The 16144-nt window shown below is 31.3% G+C and carries 23 protein-coding genes and 2 tRNA genes; 13 read left to right on the top strand and 12 right to left on the bottom strand.

Annotated features, from left to right (window positions below):
• Window positions 1-11: 11 nt before the first annotated feature.
• Entirely contained in the window at window positions 12-572 is a 561-nt protein-coding gene (locus K5782_RS05920) for a hypothetical protein (protein WP_297464856.1), read from the bottom strand.
• A gap of 82 nt (window positions 573-654) precedes the next feature.
• Between K5782_RS05920 and K5782_RS05915 the strand changes: the two genes are divergently transcribed.
• Window positions 655-1743, top strand: coding sequence for a DegT/DnrJ/EryC1/StrS family aminotransferase (locus K5782_RS05915; RefSeq protein ID WP_297464855.1), 1089 nt, complete (start codon window positions 655-657; stop codon window positions 1741-1743).
• A complete protein-coding gene (locus tag K5782_RS05910; protein WP_297464853.1) occupies window positions 1736-2206 on the top strand; it encodes a tetrahydromethanopterin S-methyltransferase subunit A in 471 nt (156 codons plus the stop codon). The genes K5782_RS05915 and K5782_RS05910 overlap by 8 nt, the downstream gene beginning before the upstream one ends.
• Here K5782_RS05910 and K5782_RS05905 read toward each other — a convergent pair.
• The 3 genes from K5782_RS05905 to K5782_RS05895 are packed head-to-tail and all read right to left on the bottom strand — an operon-like array spanning window position 2203 to window position 3952.
• Window positions 2203-2547 (bottom strand): dUTPase, encoded by a 345-nt coding sequence (locus K5782_RS05905; RefSeq protein ID WP_007551608.1) that lies wholly within the window; start codon window positions 2545-2547, stop codon window positions 2203-2205. The two genes, K5782_RS05910 and K5782_RS05905, sit on opposite strands and share 4 nt — an antisense overlap.
• Before the next feature lie 47 nt (window positions 2548-2594).
• Window positions 2595-3488 carry a PfkB family carbohydrate kinase gene (locus K5782_RS05900; protein WP_297464851.1) on the bottom strand — a complete coding sequence of 298 codons (894 nt, stop codon included), beginning with the start codon at window positions 3486-3488 and terminating at the stop codon, window positions 2595-2597.
• An 11-nt stretch (window positions 3489-3499) separates the two neighbouring features.
• Entirely contained in the window at window positions 3500-3952 is a 453-nt protein-coding gene (locus K5782_RS05895; protein WP_297464849.1) for a hypothetical protein, read from the bottom strand.
• A gap of 133 nt (window positions 3953-4085) precedes the next feature.
• Between K5782_RS05895 and K5782_RS05890 the strand changes: the two genes are divergently transcribed.
• On the top strand, window positions 4086-4577 hold the full coding sequence (locus K5782_RS05890; protein ID WP_007551604.1) for a hypothetical protein: 492 nt from the start codon (window positions 4086-4088) through the stop codon (window positions 4575-4577).
• 234 nt (window positions 4578-4811) lie between these two features.
• Window positions 4812-4967, top strand: a complete 156-nt coding sequence (locus K5782_RS05885) for a hypothetical protein (protein ID WP_007551603.1) — start codon at window positions 4812-4814, stop codon at window positions 4965-4967.
• A 42-nt stretch (window positions 4968-5009) separates the two neighbouring features.
• On the opposite strand, the gene K5782_RS05880 is transcribed toward K5782_RS05885, so the two are convergent.
• Both K5782_RS05880 and K5782_RS05875 read right to left on the bottom strand, forming a co-directional pair.
• Window positions 5010-6005 (bottom strand): hypothetical protein, encoded by a 996-nt coding sequence (locus K5782_RS05880; RefSeq protein ID WP_297464845.1) that lies wholly within the window; start codon window positions 6003-6005, stop codon window positions 5010-5012.
• Window positions 6006-6482 carry a peptidylprolyl isomerase gene (locus K5782_RS05875; protein ID WP_007551601.1) on the bottom strand — a complete coding sequence of 159 codons (477 nt, stop codon included), beginning with the start codon at window positions 6480-6482 and terminating at the stop codon, window positions 6006-6008.
• 244 nt (window positions 6483-6726) lie between these two features.
• On the opposite strand from K5782_RS05875, the gene K5782_RS05870 reads away from it, so the two are divergent.
• From K5782_RS05870 to K5782_RS05860, 3 genes are all read left to right on the top strand, one after another.
• Window positions 6727-6948: a hypothetical protein gene (locus K5782_RS05870; protein WP_179365510.1), complete on the top strand. Its 222-nt coding sequence runs from the start codon at window positions 6727-6729 to the stop codon at window positions 6946-6948.
• Window positions 6949-7032: 84 nt separating this feature from the next.
• Window positions 7033-7524, top strand: coding sequence for a hypothetical protein (locus tag K5782_RS05865; protein WP_297464841.1), 492 nt, complete (start codon window positions 7033-7035; stop codon window positions 7522-7524).
• A 216-nt stretch (window positions 7525-7740) separates the two neighbouring features.
• Window positions 7741-8187, top strand: a complete 447-nt coding sequence (locus tag K5782_RS05860; RefSeq protein ID WP_297464839.1) for a hypothetical protein — start codon at window positions 7741-7743, stop codon at window positions 8185-8187.
• Here K5782_RS05860 and K5782_RS05855 read toward each other — a convergent pair.
• The 3 genes from K5782_RS05855 to bluB all read right to left on the bottom strand — a co-directional run bounded on the left by K5782_RS05855 (window position 8168) and on the right by bluB (window position 9580).
• Window positions 8168-8710 carry an NAD(P)H-dependent oxidoreductase gene (locus K5782_RS05855; RefSeq protein WP_297464837.1) on the bottom strand — a complete coding sequence of 181 codons (543 nt, stop codon included), beginning with the start codon at window positions 8708-8710 and terminating at the stop codon, window positions 8168-8170. The genes K5782_RS05860 and K5782_RS05855 overlap by 20 nt on opposite strands.
• A 41-nt stretch (window positions 8711-8751) precedes the next feature.
• Window positions 8752-8845, bottom strand: a tRNA-Arg gene (locus tag K5782_RS05850).
• A 24-nt stretch (window positions 8846-8869) separates the two neighbouring features.
• On the bottom strand, window positions 8870-9580 hold the full coding sequence (bluB, locus tag K5782_RS05845) for a 5,6-dimethylbenzimidazole synthase (RefSeq protein ID WP_297464835.1): 711 nt from the start codon (window positions 9578-9580) through the stop codon (window positions 8870-8872).
• An 83-nt stretch (window positions 9581-9663) separates the two neighbouring features.
• On the opposite strand from bluB, the gene K5782_RS05840 reads away from it, so the two are divergent.
• Window positions 9664-9737 (top strand) — tRNA-Val (locus tag K5782_RS05840).
• Between the two features lie 9 nt (window positions 9738-9746).
• Here K5782_RS05840 and K5782_RS05835 read toward each other — a convergent pair.
• Window positions 9747-10223, bottom strand: coding sequence for a hypothetical protein (locus K5782_RS05835; protein WP_297465056.1), 477 nt, complete (start codon window positions 10221-10223; stop codon window positions 9747-9749).
• 100 nt (window positions 10224-10323) lie between these two features.
• Here K5782_RS05835 and K5782_RS05830 point away from each other — a divergent pair, with 100 nt between their 5' ends.
• On the top strand, window positions 10324-10821 hold the full coding sequence (locus tag K5782_RS05830; RefSeq protein ID WP_297464832.1) for a CopD family protein: 498 nt from the start codon (window positions 10324-10326) through the stop codon (window positions 10819-10821).
• Here the strand turns inward: K5782_RS05830 and rtcA are convergent.
• Window positions 10804-11826, bottom strand: a complete 1023-nt coding sequence (rtcA, locus tag K5782_RS05825) for an RNA 3'-terminal phosphate cyclase (protein ID WP_297464830.1) — start codon at window positions 11824-11826, stop codon at window positions 10804-10806. The genes K5782_RS05830 and rtcA overlap by 18 nt on opposite strands.
• A gap of 64 nt (window positions 11827-11890) precedes the next feature.
• On the opposite strand from rtcA, the gene K5782_RS05820 reads away from it, so the two are divergent.
• The 3 genes from K5782_RS05820 to K5782_RS05810 are packed head-to-tail and all read left to right on the top strand — an operon-like array spanning window position 11891 to window position 14365.
• Complete coding sequence (locus K5782_RS05820; protein ID WP_297464829.1) at window positions 11891-12385, top strand: nicotinamide-nucleotide adenylyltransferase; 495 nt, start codon at window positions 11891-11893, stop codon at window positions 12383-12385.
• Window positions 12386-12428: 43 nt separating this feature from the next.
• Window positions 12429-13574 (top strand): alanine--glyoxylate aminotransferase family protein, encoded by a 1146-nt coding sequence (locus K5782_RS05815; RefSeq protein ID WP_007551589.1) that lies wholly within the window; start codon window positions 12429-12431, stop codon window positions 13572-13574.
• Window positions 13575-13615: 41 nt separating this feature from the next.
• Complete coding sequence (locus K5782_RS05810; protein WP_297464827.1) at window positions 13616-14365, top strand: peptidylprolyl isomerase; 750 nt, start codon at window positions 13616-13618, stop codon at window positions 14363-14365.
• Window position 14366: 1 nt separating this feature from the next.
• Here the strand turns inward: K5782_RS05810 and K5782_RS05805 are convergent, their stop codons facing one another.
• Window positions 14367-15431 (bottom strand): sn-glycerol-1-phosphate dehydrogenase, encoded by a 1065-nt coding sequence (locus tag K5782_RS05805; RefSeq protein WP_297464825.1) that lies wholly within the window; start codon window positions 15429-15431, stop codon window positions 14367-14369.
• 76 nt (window positions 15432-15507) lie between these two features.
• Here K5782_RS05805 and psmB point away from each other — a divergent pair, with 76 nt between their 5' ends.
• Window positions 15508-16140, top strand: coding sequence for an archaeal proteasome endopeptidase complex subunit beta (gene psmB, locus K5782_RS05800; protein ID WP_007551584.1), 633 nt, complete (start codon window positions 15508-15510; stop codon window positions 16138-16140).
• Window positions 16141-16144: the final 4 nt, after the last annotated feature.

Genomic DNA, 16144 nt, shown 5'->3' with positions numbered 1-16144 from the left:
ATTATAATTCATTATTCTAAGACTTTTCTTGGTTTAGTACTAAGATAAAATGCATGAGCACTAATTATGAATGCAGCAAGGAAAACCTTTGTTGCAAAAACCAAATTCCATGGTCTATTTTGATCTGGATATGCAATTGATAACATATCAATATTGGGAGCATTACCTTTAATCATACCTGCTGTGATCTCTGCATTTAAAACTGTAAAATTGTATAATACTTCATACAATGTAATAATTGCAAATCCTAACAACATAAGCTGAAGTAATGCCATTCTCCATCCAATAATTTTATTTCCAGCAGTTCTTCTCCATCCTATTCTTGAAACGCAATACCATCCAATAATTGTAGAAAAGAATATCCAAGTAGAAACCCTGGCAAAATTTTCAAATGGTATGAAAGTATTCTGAATTGCTTCTCCCATAACATATTTTCCGTTTTCCATCCATTCTATCATAGTGATGTATATTCCAAAAACAAGACTTGAGACCATGATAAAACCGCAAACATAGAAAATGTATAGAAAAACTTTGTACCCTGCATCTGATTTTTCAAGATGATGTTGACTCATTATGCGAATTTCCTAATTTTGAAATATAAAAATTCATGCCTATTTCATGAGATTTATAGACTAGTTTTAATGAGATTCTTTGTTGAAAATTGCAATTAATGTTCCATTTGTAGGTAAAGATGAAATTTCTGCAGTTACTTCAATTCTTAAAAATGGTTCACTTACATCAGCAGCAAGTCATGGAGGAAAGCATGTACAAGCATTTGAAAAATCAGCATCTTTATTCATAAAATCAAAATATGTAGTTGCTGTAAATTCTGGTACTGCTGCTTTACAGGCTGCACTTTATGCTTTAGATATCAAAAAAGGTGATGAAGTACTTGTTCCTTCATTTACATTTGTTGCAACTGCCAATTCTGTTGTCTCTACTGGAGCAAAACCAGTCTTTGTTGATATATTGAAAGAAAATTATACTATGGATCCTGATGATCTACAAAAAAAGATTACAAAAAAGACTAGAGCAATTATACCTGTACATCTTTATGGCAATGTAGCATATATTGATAGGATCTTAGAAATCGCAAAAAAACATAATTTGCCTGTAATAGAGGACTCTGCTCAATCTTTAGGTTCTACTTACAAAGGAAAACATGCTGGAACTTTTTCTGATTTAGGTTGTTGGAGTATGTATCCTGCTAAAGTAATGACATCTGGTGAAGGAGGATTTATTGGAACTAACAATAAAAAATTACATGATAAATTATTGATGATCAGAAACCATGGAATGGTTCATGGATATGATACCAGAATATTTGGATTAAATCTTAGATTACCAGAAATAAGTGCTGCCATTGCAACAATACAAATGAAAAAACTTCCTGGATTTCTAAAAACCAGACAAAAAAACGCAAATCTATTATCAAAACTTATTTCTAATTTGAATATTATTTTACCACATCAAAGAAAAAATGAAAATGTGAACTGGTATCTTTACACAATAGCAACTTCAAAACGAGATAAAATTTTGAAAAAACTTAATGAAAAAGGAATAGGCGCAGCTTCTTACTATCCTATTCCAGTTCACAAAACACCATTTTACCAACAAAAAATCAAACTTCCTATAACTGAATGGGCCTCATCTCATACTTTATCTCTTCCAATACATCCTAAAGTTACTAGTAAAAATATTGAATTTATCGCACAATCTCTTCGTGATATAGTCAATGAATAGTATTGAAAATGCAATTGGAGAATTATGCAAGATTATACTACCAATCCCAGAAGAATCATACCTAGGAAATCCTCATTCTTCTATAGCAATTTGTACACTTTCAAGCATGAATTTACTTAAAAAAATCTCAAATTCTGAACTTTTGAATCATATTTCTATTGCTGGAAGATTACTTTCTGAAAACAAAGGAATTGATTCTATAATTAAATATCTTAACCAAAATAAAAAAGTAAAGACGCTTATAGTTTGTGGCAAAGAAGTTTGGGGTCATAAAGCTGGTCATTCATTGATCAAATTACATGAAAATGGAATCAATGAACATGGGAGAATAATTAACTCTTCAAGTCCTGATCCTTTTCTTACTTCAACAAAATCTGAGATAAATTATTTTCAGAATGAAATCAATCTAGTAAATATAATCAATGAAACTAATCTTGAAACAATTAAAAAATATATAAACTAGTATCCGTTTCTTTGTCTTTCTCGATTAATTTCATTTTTCTTTTTATATTCTTCAAGAATATCATCTGGAGTTAAATTTAGTTCTAAGGATGCTTGTACCACAAAATGCCAAATATCGATTAATTCTTCTCTTGCTTCTAATACATTAAATGGAACTGGAGTTTTCCACCATTTCCAATTTGTAGTTCTTTGTAGTTCTACTGCTTCATGTATTATTGCTGTAGATAATGCAGAAATTCTTCCTTCAGAATCTTTTGGATATCGATCTAACTTCATCATTTCTGATAACCCCTTTTGTAATTTGAATATAGTATCTAAACGATCTTCATTTTTTTCAGACATATCTTAGAATATACAACCCAATTGCGGAAATAATCAAACTTAAATCTTTAGAAACGAATCATTTTTTCATATAATTTGACTCGTTTCATGATATCTGTTTTTTTAATTTGAAGTAATCCATCTAATCCATATCTTTCAACAGCAAATGAACCCAAAACATTTCCATAAACAACAGCTTTTTTGATCTCTGATAACTTGACTGAATTTTTACTAGCTAAATACCCTATCATGGCTCCAGCAAACGAATCTCCTGCACCTGTTGGATCCACTACATCTTCTAATGAAAATCCTGCTGATGGAAATACCACATCATCAAAAAACATCATTGAGCCATGCTCTCCTTTTTTAATAATTACATATTTTGCACCCCATTCCATCATTTTTTTTGCACATTTTATTAGGTTGAATTCTTTTGTTAGCAATTTAGCTTCTTCGTCATTTATGACCACTGCATCTACAGCTTTAATCATCTTAATTACAGATTCACGTTTTGTAGAAATCCAAAATTCTATAGTATCACACATTGAAAACTTTACTTTATCAAATTCTTTAATTAACATTAAATTTTGATCAGGATCATTATTGGCTAGATACACAAATTGAGATTTTTTATATTCTTGTGGAACAGTTGGTTTAAAATCTGCTAATACATTTAACTCAGTCTTTAAAGTTTCTCTTGTACTAAGTGTTTTATCATAACTTCCATCATAACGAAATGTCTTACCATCTTTTATGGTCAAGCCTCGTAAATCAAGATATTTTGCTAAAATTTGATGATATCTTTCAGGAAAATCTTTTCCAACTACTGCTATTAGTCCGGTATCGACAAAATTACTTGCTGATATTGCTGCAAATGTAGCAGCACCACCTAAAACATCTTTTAAAATTTTTTTTGGTGTTCTAATTGTATCTAAGGCAGTAGAACCAAAAACAGTTAACATTCTTTAAAAAACTAATTTTCACGTATAAATTCTCTTGCTTGGTCAGGTGTAGGGTAATATACAAAAGGTACATCAATCGAAGTAAAAATCACATCATATTTTATGACACCACTTATTTTTACTGTTGAATCTTCTTGTGTATTTACATTAGAATCTCTCATATACGTACCGCTTACAGAACTACTTCCTAATGCTGGCAGTACAAATGATTCCAAATCTCCTCTTCCTATCATTTCCTCATTTGCTACTACAAAAAACTCTGTTTTACCAGCAGTCAAATACAATAATGATGGATTACTAAACTCTAGTACAACGTCATGAATCACTCCACTTTCATTCTCTGCAAGAAGATCACTTTGAGTAATTTTCACGCCTATTTGTGAGGCTAATACATATTGTGAATATGCAAATAGACCTAACGCTATAACAATAATTATGATTACTTTTTTGGCTTTGGAAACCATACATCACATTATCTCAAGATCGCTTTTTAACTCAATAGGAAAAAAATCCCATTTCTATGTGTAAAAGTTTTGATCTAATCTTGAAGCTGATTAGAGCTAGCAGAATAAATCAAAACCTTACGATTTATGGGTGATGGCTAGAATAAAACTCAAACTTGGTGAGAGTGAAATTGAGGTTGAATCTAGAGATTTCTATGTTGATAATCAAACTTTAGGTGAAATTATTGAAAACATATCAAGTCACATACATGCAAATCAGGCAAAAATCATCTATGAAAATTCAAATGAAGTTTCTACAAAACCAAATGAATCAATACAGTCTAACCGATTTGGTCTTGAATATTTAGATGATGCAGAAGCATTTGAGCCAGAGTTTAATGAACCAAAACCAATTACACCTCATGAAATCAAAGCAAAATTAAGAATATTAGAAACTAGTAAATTCTTTGATTCTCCTAGAACCGTAACAGAAACCGTCCAACAACTTCGAGAATATGGTTGGAGTGCTAGTCCCTTAGATGTATCAAAAGCTTTAGCAAAAATGGCATCTAATAGAGAAATTCTAAAAAATTCAAAAGAGAATAGAGCCCATTATTTTGTTGAAAACGCATTAGTATCTAACTAATTTTATACTCACACTTTTCACAACTCTCAAAAATCTCTCCATCTAAATGATCAAAATGTGTGTTACACTGATTACATGTATGATGCATATCGAAATATCCGTCTTTCTCAATTTGTCCGATTCTGTTTGATTCGAGATTAGTACTTTTACATTTGATACAGTGACATCCACATTCAATTTTCATTTATTTATTCTCCGATAATCTATGTATAGTTGTTTTACATATACAAATCATTGGGAAAGAAACGGGAAATCCCACTTGAGATTGATGATCATTTTAAGTTATATGGAAAAGAACCCTGGGAAGTAGATTATGGCGAAAAATGTGTAATCTGTAATGTTCGGATTGATGAATATGGTTTTTGTTCTTGTGGTTCAGGTGGAGAATAGTTTTACATTATTTAAAAAATATATTCATAGTCTATTGAGATATTAAATTTCATCTGCATTTTGAGTGTGCTCATTTTTAATATCTTTTGAAGTTACTGATGATTTTTTCTTCATGATAAATATGGTAATAATAACTCCAACTATGATTATTACGCCAAGTAAAACTATAATGTTCTGATTAATGTCTGATACTAGTGGTAAATCTCGCATATTGGGATTTACTTGATCAGTATTTTTTGAATCTACGATTGATACCATGCCTGTAGTATCGGATCTTACGTTAATCCATACATGTGTTCCATTATTGATGTATCCATGAAAGTATATTCTTTCATTATCTACTAATACATCATATGATTCTGGTAATAGTTGAAGAGGAACTACCAATGTTAGAAATTGATTTTCTCCATTAACATGAAAATTAATTCTTTTGGTTAATTGTTCAAAATTAAATTCATCTATTTCTGCAAACGATCTAATTTCAATTAAAAAATCTTTATTATCGTATTTTATATTTTTTAATACTTTTGGTTCATTGATAGAATACTCTAGAACCATTTGACAACCATGACATGCAATTCCTTTTTTCTCACCCAAATACACCGGTTTATCATTTACAAAAACTAGATCTACTTCATTTGGAAATATGAAATTAGTTGTTTGAAGATATCTAAAATCTAAAGTCCATACATTATTTTTTAGAACTAAAACATCTTCAAGATCATATTGTACAACTATGTTTTTTTGTGATGGAAAAATAATAATACCATCGTTATCTCCAATAGAGCCAAACTGTTTCTCATCTCCTTCAACATCAGTAACACTAAGATTACTTACTAATCCATCGATCAATTGTAATTGTTTAGGCGAATTTGCCGCAATGACTTCATGTACAACGTGAATTTGATTCAATTCATTAATTATTACATTAACTGTTTTTTGCTTTGCTTCTTCACCAATAGATACTTGGGCATAAACTGTAGGGATTGCTATAATGAATAACAGTATTATGAAAAAACCAATCTGCTTTATTTTCATTTATTCCACTTTAACGTGAATCATTTTTGCTTCTTGAAGAGGACAATCATTTCCATCTCTTTGTAACTTTACAATTTTATCTGCAACATCCATCCCTTCTGTCACTTCCCCAAAAACCGTATATTGTCTATCGAGGAAAGTACTGTCAGTAGTAACAATGAAGAATTGTGAGCCTGCACTGTTTGGATCTTGTGCTCTGGCCATAGAAACAATTCCACGATGATGTGATCTGGAACTAAATTCAGCTTTAATTGTATAGCCTGGTCCACCTGTTCCCCAAGTACTTTTATTTCCACTTTTTGTGTTAGGATCTCCGCCCTGAATCATAAATCCGGGAATAACTCTATGAAAAAGTGTACCATCATAGAATCCGTCTTTTGCTAATTTCTCAAAATTTCTTACAGTTTCTGGAGCCAAATCAGGAAGTAATTTAAATACAATTGTTCCCAAATTTGTTTCAATAATTGCTGTACTCAATGAGAACTATCAACAGCATTATCATAAGAGTCTTTTTGTGCAAAGTAAATTAATATTTTTATAGTCTGTTATTTTTTTTTGAAAAATTCATAATAATCTGTACGTTTTTCGTTAATACGATAATTATTTAATAATTAACGAATCCCTAATTGAAAAATTTTTCTAACTATTAATACTTGAATTAAAAATTAAATCATGTCAAAAAGTTATAGTCTTATATAGAACAACTAAAATTTAGAATTCGTTGAATCGTACAAACCAAAGCACGATCATTAAAGAAGCAATTAATTCTTATCTTGACAAAGGTGTAACAGACAAGCAAGATATCTATACCAAAGTTGTAGATGAACTTGGTGTCCCAAGACCTACTGTAAGAAGGGTCGCAAGAGATTTGAGAACTGAATTACTACAAAAAATCCAGATCTTACAATCAGATATGCCTAAAACATCTAACGAAGACGAATAAACTAGACTCTTTTTTTCTTTTTACTTAATATCAAATTTTGACATTAGCATTACTGTTATAAACAATGAATTTTTCAAATAAATTATGGGATACCTTGGAAACCATTTAGCAACAGTGGTTACTGGAGTCTTTGCAGCTGTACTTACTGGATTGTGGCCTTATTTCTTAGAAAATTATGGTCAAAATATAATAAACTCAATTTTCCTTTTTGCGGTACCTATTACTTGGTTCCTTACATTTACTTGCTGGATTTCTCAAAAGAGTGCTGACTATATACATAAACATGAATCTCACCTAAGTCATAGCGAAAAAAAAAGCTTGAGTAGTTCACAGACAGCTCAAATTTACACATCAGATGGAAAACAAGTCAGTCCTACTGAAATTAAAGTAGCACAAAATGAATTATCTGGTGAATTAAACAAACTCAAGGAAAGTGTAAAGCTAAAAGACAGTGAAATTGAAAGACTAAACCAAGAAATTTCAAATTTGCAAACTTTAGTTCAGATTGAATCGTTAAAAACAGAACTTGCAAATCTTAAGATGTTAGCATCTAAAAGTAAATCAAAAAGCAAATAGCTCTACTTGTTACAATGACTACATACTATACCATGATTACTCTTACAACCTGGGCAACTAACAGCACCACCATAATGGCATTTACATGAACACAACTCTGTTGGATCTTTTTCCATATATAGTATCATTTCTACGTCATGTTAATATTTGACTCTTTAATTTTTACCTTTGATGAATTGGAATAAATCTTTTAAACTAAATAATGTAATTACAGATATGTCCAAAAATATTATCTTTGCAAGCGTTATTGCATCAATAATATTTACTACTGTTTTATCAACTAATATTTCGTTTGCTGAATCAAATTCACAAACAGAAATTACTCCAATCAATAATTCCATTGGACTTGAAAAAACAACTTTACAAATGCAAATTTCTGAAAATAATAAACTCCCTTGGGGATTCGTTGAAGGAAAAATTGCAAACCATGTTGCTGGTCATCCTGTAATTATTCAAATATTTGATAACGATGAAATTATTCCAGGAAACAGTGTTGGTGCAGTACACTTTGCACAAACTGTAGTAAATGAAGATGGCTCATATGAATACAAATTTAGGGTATTAGATTCCAATAACGGAAAAATAACTAAAATCTTTGATGGAAATTATACTGTTAAAATTTTCAAAGTTGTATACTTACAATCTAATCTTGATGTAATTTAGAGGCTATTTTCAAAGTCTCATCTACCATATCTCTTAATCTTTTCTTATCTTCTTCTTTTGATATAGCGTTTTCTGATATTGCTTCTGTTGTAAGAAACACCGCCTTAGGATTGGTAATTACTCTAAAATATGATAATAATTGAGTGATGAGTGTTTGGACATCAATAAATCCAATATTACTTGCGGCTAAAATTACTATGCCTGCAACTTTACCTTCAGTTTTTTTATAATTGATATATTCAAACAAATTTTTCAATGCAGAACTAAAAAATGAATTGTAAATTGGAGATCCAATTAACCAAACATCTGCATCCATAATGTCTTTAGCTGCATTTTTTGTTTGTTCATTATATTCTTCTTCTGGTCCTCTATAACATTCAATTTGTCCATCTGAAAGATTGATAAATTCTGTATCTGCATTTTTTGATTTAGTATATTCGTAAACATATTTCATTATCACTTGAGTATTTGCATTTTTTCTTGGACTACCTGAAATTACTACAACTTTCATAATTCTGACCATTTACAACTGTATTTAAGTTGCAATAATAATTTTTTAAAAAACGGGCTTGGAGGGCTTCGATCCCTCGACCTGTAACTTAGGAGGCTACTGCGCTATCCAAGTTTCGCGTCTTAAATGACTCTGCGCCACAAGCCCAGCAAAAAAAACATTTGTAATTATTTAAGCGTAATCAAGATTAGTTTTGATCATCTCTTGAATTCGATTCCATTCTGTATTCTCAGTATCTTGCCATTTTTCAAAGTATACTACATCCTTCAGATCAAGTCTTGGAAGCCATCCTGCAGTTTCAAGATCTGGTTTTTGTGCAAATTCATCCACATATCCCAAACATAGATATGCTATCGGAACAACATATTCTGGTAATTCTAAAACTTCCTTAAGTGTATCATTTGAAAGAATGCTTACCCATCCAAGTCCAATTCCTTCAGTTCTTGCAGCAAGCCATAAGTTTTGCACTGCACAGCATACACTGTATAATCCTGCTTCAGGAATACTTGTTCTACCTATCACAAATGGACCAAATTTAGTTGGATCATATGTTACACATAGATTAATAGGAGATTCTAAAATTCCTTCAAGTTTAAACGAAAGATATTTTGATCTTTTTGGTTCTTCAATTAATTTTGATGAACGATTTTTTTCTTGTTCAAATGAATCTTTGATCTTCTTTTTTGTAATCATTTCTTTTATCAAAATAAAATTCCATGGCTGAGAAAAACCAACAGACGGTGCATGATGTGCCGCATTTAGAATTCTAGCTAAAACATCATCATCAATAGATCTTGATGTAAAGTGTGATCTGACATCTCTTCTAGAATAAATTGCCTTATAGAGGCCTTTTTTTTCCTCTTCTGTAAAATCTTCTGTCAACTCTTAACCGTCTCCCTTCTTTTTATTCAATCCTTTCTTTTGTTAAACGTTAATAATGCCTGCACCTAATCTTTTACTTCAATGGGCCGGTAGTCTAGCCGGTTAGGATACTGCCCCGACATGGCAGTGATCGTGAGTTCGAATCTCACTCGGCCCACTCTTTAACTTAAGTTGAAGATTTGAATTCTTTTTCTATCAAGCTCCAAGATGTTTCTGTAGTTATGATTCCTTCAGCACTAAAACTGTTGATCCTGCCATCTAAAACCGCTTGATATATTTCTGAATTAAGTTCAGATTTTATTAAAACGAAAGTATTTTTCAAAGGAATTTCTGAATCCGGATAAAACACTGCCCTGCCAGGCATTGCAATATCTTCAGTGGAATATTGACCAGAACCCAATAATTGATCATCTGCATAAAGCTGGTATCCAATAACAGGAACTGTGAAAGTTTTTTCACTTGGATTTTTTACAAGAAAAACAATTTCTAATTTTGCAGAATTTTCAATTGAATTAACATCTTTTACTTCTACACTAGATAATTGAATTTCAACTTGTTCTAACTGTGAATTATCAAGACTGGCATACCAGATGATTATACCCATCAATCCAAATAATCCTGCTATAGATGCATACACTACCATTTTACTTTGTAATCCCAATTCAATGATATCAGATTATGAACAACTAAAAAACGTTGTCAAGATCCAAATACATAATATTTGATTTGAAATATGAAACAGTATGACTCCATTAGAACAAGCAATAATTATGTGGATTCATCTTCTTGCAGCTGCAATCTGGGTGGGTGGTTCTCTTTTTATTGGAATTGTTTTTTCACCTCTTCTAAAAACAATGTATGGGACTATTGAAGAAAGATTACAAATTATGATTAAAGTTGGTAAGAGATTCAACAAAATTGCTGTTCCATCATTAATTATTCTAATGGGAACTGGTTTGTACAATTCACATGTACTATTGAGCAAACCTGATCTGTTAATGGCAACAAGCTATGGTAATTTTCTTATTATAAAAATAATTTTAGTCATAGCATTGATCATTACATACATCATCCATGTTAGAGTAATTAGAAAAGATGTAGAAGAAAAAATAATGTCAAAACAAATGTCAACTCAACAAATTCAAAAACTAAGAAAAAAAATTATCATACTTGGCGAAATTACTGTGATCCTATCCGTGGCAATTCTATTTTTTGCATCGTTACTAGATGCTGGTGTGTGAAATACCTTCAATTCTAATCTCAAAACCGTCATTTAGTTTACCTACTCCATATTTACAACCAGTTATTTTTGAAGCCACAAACAAATTCGTCTCCAAATGTTTTGAAATATTTTTAACTCTAAAAACTGTCATTTCATTAGTAAGACATGCTGGTAAAACAAGCATGTCTGCTAGTCGTTCATCAACGCCAAGATTATTTTTAATAAAACTTTCTAGATCTAAATTAAATTGTTCAGTTTTTTTATCAAAAATTGAATCAATCCCATTTATTGATTCATCATCAATACTACAAATCAACAAAGATGCTCCTGAATCAATAGCAATTTCTTCATTAATTTGAGATTGAACATTGAATTTTTTTTCAATTAATTTTTTTTCAAAACTTTCTACATTTCTTTTTATTAATTCATTTGGTAAATTAGAAAATGAACAAAATAATTTTACATTTTTTGTTTTTCTTTGATTTAGTGTAATTGATTTTACTTTGGATGGTAAAACTTCCAAATTTATTTCTCCACCCCCTTTAGGATAATAACCACGTTTGATTACTTTCATTGAAAATTTAATTCCCATTCTAGAATATGCTTCCCTCAAAACATATTGAGTATAATCAATTGTAGGACTCCAAAGAGTATCTGTACCTCCTTTGATTGTTAAATTTATTTTTCTTTGACATATTGCAGCTACTGGAATCAATACTTGTAGTATGAGAGATATACTTCCTGCAGTTCCAACATCTTCAATTAGATTACAACTTTTGACATTTCCTGGAATGAATTTCAAACTTGTTGATCCTACTTTTGCTCCTTCCACATCTGCATCACAAATTTTTTGTAGAATTTTAATTGCAGTAAGATGCTGCGGTCTTAATCCTGCAACATTTCTATTTTTTCTTATATTTTCAATTATTACAGATCTTTTTGTAATACATGATAATGTAATTGCAGTGCGAATTATTTGTCCTCCGCCTTCTCCAAATTCACCATTAATTTTTAGAAATTCCATGTATTTTCTTGATATACAGCACTTTATGATAGTTTTTTAAAAAGAAATTATCTAATTATTTTGTATGAATGGATTACTAATAGGGAGATTTCAACCATTTCACTTAGGTCATTTAGATGCTTTACGTTTTGCATTATCCAAAGTTGATAAATTATGGGTAGGATTAGGCAGCTCCAATAAATCCTTAGACAAAAACAATCCATTTTCTGCTGAAGAACGAAAAGAAATGATTCTATCTTCAATTGATGATTCTATGAAACAAAGAATTCAAATCTATTTCATTCCAGATCTGGATAATCACATTAAATGGATTGAATTTATCAATACAATAGTTCCAAAATTTGATATTATTTTTACTAATGATGAATTAACTGAACATCTTTATTCAAAACGTAATGTTACAGTACTGTCAATTCCATTTGTCAAAAGAGATATTCTCTCCGGAACAAATATTCGAAATATGATAATATCCGATCAAAAATGGGAGGATCTTGTTCCTGAAGGAACTAAACATTTTTTGAATAAAATTAGTGGTAAACAACGATTGAAAAATCTCTAATTATAAATAAACCTCATTAGAAAGCTACGATGGAGATATAAAATTGGAATATTTGTCAATGCTTCCTGGTCCTACAAATGTACCTGATAGAGTTATGAGAGCAATGCTTGCTCCAATAATTAATCATAGAAGTGATGACTTTGTTGAATTATACACAGATGTAGTTGAAAAAACACAACAAGTTTTTCAAACTAAAAATGATATAGTTGCATTATCTGCATCAGGAACTGGAGCAGTAGAAGCAAGCGTAATTAATATTGTAAAAAAAGGCGACAAAATCATAATTCCTGTAAATGGGGAATTTAGCGGTAGACTTGCAGAACTAATTGAAGCTCAAGGAGCTCATGTAATTAAACTTCAAACTCCTCCTGGAGAAAATGCAACTTTTGATAAAATAAAAGAAGCTTTTGATAATAACAAAGATGTCAAAGCATTCTATGTTGTTCACAATGAAACATCTACAGGAACAATGGTAAATTATCTTGATCGAATATCTGATTTAACCTCACGTAACGATGCAATGTATGTTGTAGATTCTGTTTCTATACTTGGTGGTGTTAATCTTCCAGTTGATAAATGGAATATTGATGTATGTATGACTGGTGCACAAAAAGCAATCGCTGCACCTCCTGGAATTTCTCCAATATCTATTAGTGCTAAAGCCAAAAAATACATGATTGCTAATCCTCCACCTACAATGTATTTCAATTTAGCAAGATATTTCAAATATTATGAAGAATCAAAACATACTCCATTTACTCCAGCATTGCCTTTACTTTATGCATATAGAGAAGCATTATCCATTATGTTAGAAGAAGGACTTGAACATGTATTCAAACGACATAAGATTTGTTCTGACGCACTGTATTCTGGTTTAAGTGCAATAGGTTTAACACCATTTGCCAAAAAAGAAGATCGTTCAATATCCATAATTGCATTAAATTACTTAGATGGTCTAGAAGACAAAATTTTCAGAGATACATTAGCTGAAAAATTCAGAGTGTTGGTAGCAGGTGGATTTGGAAATCTCAAAGGTAAAGTTTTCAGAGTGGGATGTATGGGAGAAGTTAACAAATATCATGTTATGAGAACAATATCTGCAATTTCATCAACATTGGCAATGATGGGTTATGATGCAGATGCCCAAGCAGGTCTTAAAACAGCTGAAGAAAAACTAAAAGCTCTATAATCCATGTTAACTTAATATAAGGAAATTCGAGACCGATCACATTGACTTTCAATAAAGGTTCATTGATACTAATTGATTATACTGCTAAGGTTAAAGATAATGCAGAAGTTTTTGATACTACTATAGAAGAAGATGCAAAAAAACATTCTATTCATGAATCAAATGTAAAATATCAACCAAAGCTTGTTTCAATTGGTGAAGTATCCTATCCTGTTCTCAAAGGATTAGATGAAGCATTAGCTAAAACTTCAGTAGGTGATAAACTCACAATTGAAGTTACTCCTGACAAGGGCTTTGGCGAACGTGATTCTGGTAAAGTTAGAATGATTCCAATTAGAAAACTTGGTGAAGACGCTGAAAAAGTTTCTGTAGGCGATACAATTGAGGTTGATAATAAGAGAGGAATTATAAGATATATTGGTTCAGGAAGAGTCCAAATTGATTATAATCACAGATACGCAGGTAAAACAATTCTTTATGATGTTAATGTAGTAAAATCACTTGAAACTCCAAACGATAAAGTCGATGGTATTCTAAAAAATAGACTGCCTTTAGAAGATTCAAAGATTGCATTTGAATTAAAAGATAAAGAAGTAAACATCACAATTCCTGAAGAAATACTACGAGCTGATGGACTTCAAATAATGAAACACTTCATACAATTAGATATTTTCAAATTTGTTCCATCATTAGAGAAAGTCAACTTTATTGAAACACATGTAAATAAACAAACTCAGACAAAGAAAGCTGAAACTAAAGAAGAAAAATCACCAGAACCAAAAACAGCTTAAATCAAATTACATTAGTTACTTTTGCAAGATTCAACGCCTTTTTCTCTGTCATTTCAATTTCTTTTAAAATAGTATATCTTTCAGGCCTTAATTCTTGTGCAATCATTAGAGCAGTTACAATTTCTTCAGATTTTAAACCAATTTGTTTTGCTGATGTTGGTGCACCAACATCTTTTAACGTTTTTACAATTTTTTTCCAATCTTGTCCTTGTAACTTTGCCATCATAATAGAACCAATACCACATTTCTCTCCATGAAGACCTCTTCCAGGTGCAATCTTATCTAAAGCATGTGAAAAAAGATGTTCTGCTCCTGAACATGGTCTACTACTACCTGCAATACAAGACGCAACTCCTGCACTAATCAATGCTTCAACAATTATTCTTACATCTAGTCCGTTTTTAGCATAATGACTTGAATTTTCCATAACTATTTTTGCACTCATCAATGCTAAATCTGCAGAATATCTACCGTAATACTCACCTGTTTTTTCATGTCCTAACCGCCAATCTTTAACAGCTATAATATTTGCAATAAGATCACCACAACCACTAGCTAAAAGTTTTGGAGGCGCTTTACGAATTATATCAATATCTACAAATACTCCTAACGGTGCTGATGCAACAATTGAGTGCGGTTTATCGCCAACAATAGAAACAAATGGACTTGCCATTCCGTCATGCGAAGCAGCTGTTGGTACACTTACAAACGGTTTATCTAGATTAAATGCAATCATTTTAGCAGTATCTACAGAACGACCTCCTCCAATACCTGCAATCAACTCACTTTGATCTTTTTTTACGTCTTTTTGGATCGTATTTATGGCTGGAATTGTATTGTTTCCAGACATATGCCAAACGAATTTTATTTTATTGGATTTTAACGAACTTTCAATTTTTTTCTGAATAATTTTTGTTACATTTGTTCCGCTGATTAATGAAATTCTTTTTGATTTATTGAGAGAATTAACAAACTTTCCAAAATCACCTATGTTTCTCTCCCCAATTTCAATGAGCCTGGGCAGTTCCATCGTATGCGACTGCATACGATCATGACTTTTTGTCATTATTTATCATTTCAATGGAACAAAAAGTTATTTAAAAGGGTGTCATGCATTTCCTAATATCTCTAATAGGTGTATTTTGTCAAATAATGTTGAAGAAAAAATTCTGCACGGGACTACCACTGTAGGTATCAAGGCTAAAGACGGTGTTGTCTTATGCGCTGATATGAGAGCCAGTGCTGGATATTTTATTGCAAATAACAATACTATGAAAATTCAAAAAATTGATGCACACGCAGGCTTGACTTTAGCTGGAGGTGTAGCAGATGCTCAAAACATTGTGGATATACTTCGTTATCATTCAAATCTTCATAGAGTAGAAAAACAGGGACCAATTTCAATTCATTCTCTTGCTAGACTCTGTTCTCTCATATTTCATCAGAATCGTGGTTATCCATTCATGGCAGATATTCTTGTTGGTGGTTATGATGCAAATGGTCCTGCATTATTTAATATCGACATGTTTGGTTCAGTTGAACAAAAATCTTATGTAACAACAGGTAGTGGCTCTCCTGTAGCATATGGTTTGTTAGAAGAAGAATATAGATCAGATCTAACAGTAGAAGAAGCAAAAAAAATTGCTCTAAGAGCAGTAAAAGCCGCAATAGTTAGAAACATAGGTACTGGCGATGGAATTAACATCGCAGTTATGGATAAAGACGGATTCCGTCTTTTGACTGAAGAACAAAAGAAAGCAGTCATCGAACTTTAGTGAT

The sequence above is a fragment of the Nitrosarchaeum sp. genome, from assembly GCF_025699065.1.
Classification (GTDB): Archaea; Thermoproteota; Nitrososphaeria; order Nitrososphaerales; family Nitrosopumilaceae; genus Nitrosarchaeum.
Note: the sequence above shows the minus strand (reverse complement) of the source record. Positions and strands in the feature narration are given on the sequence as shown.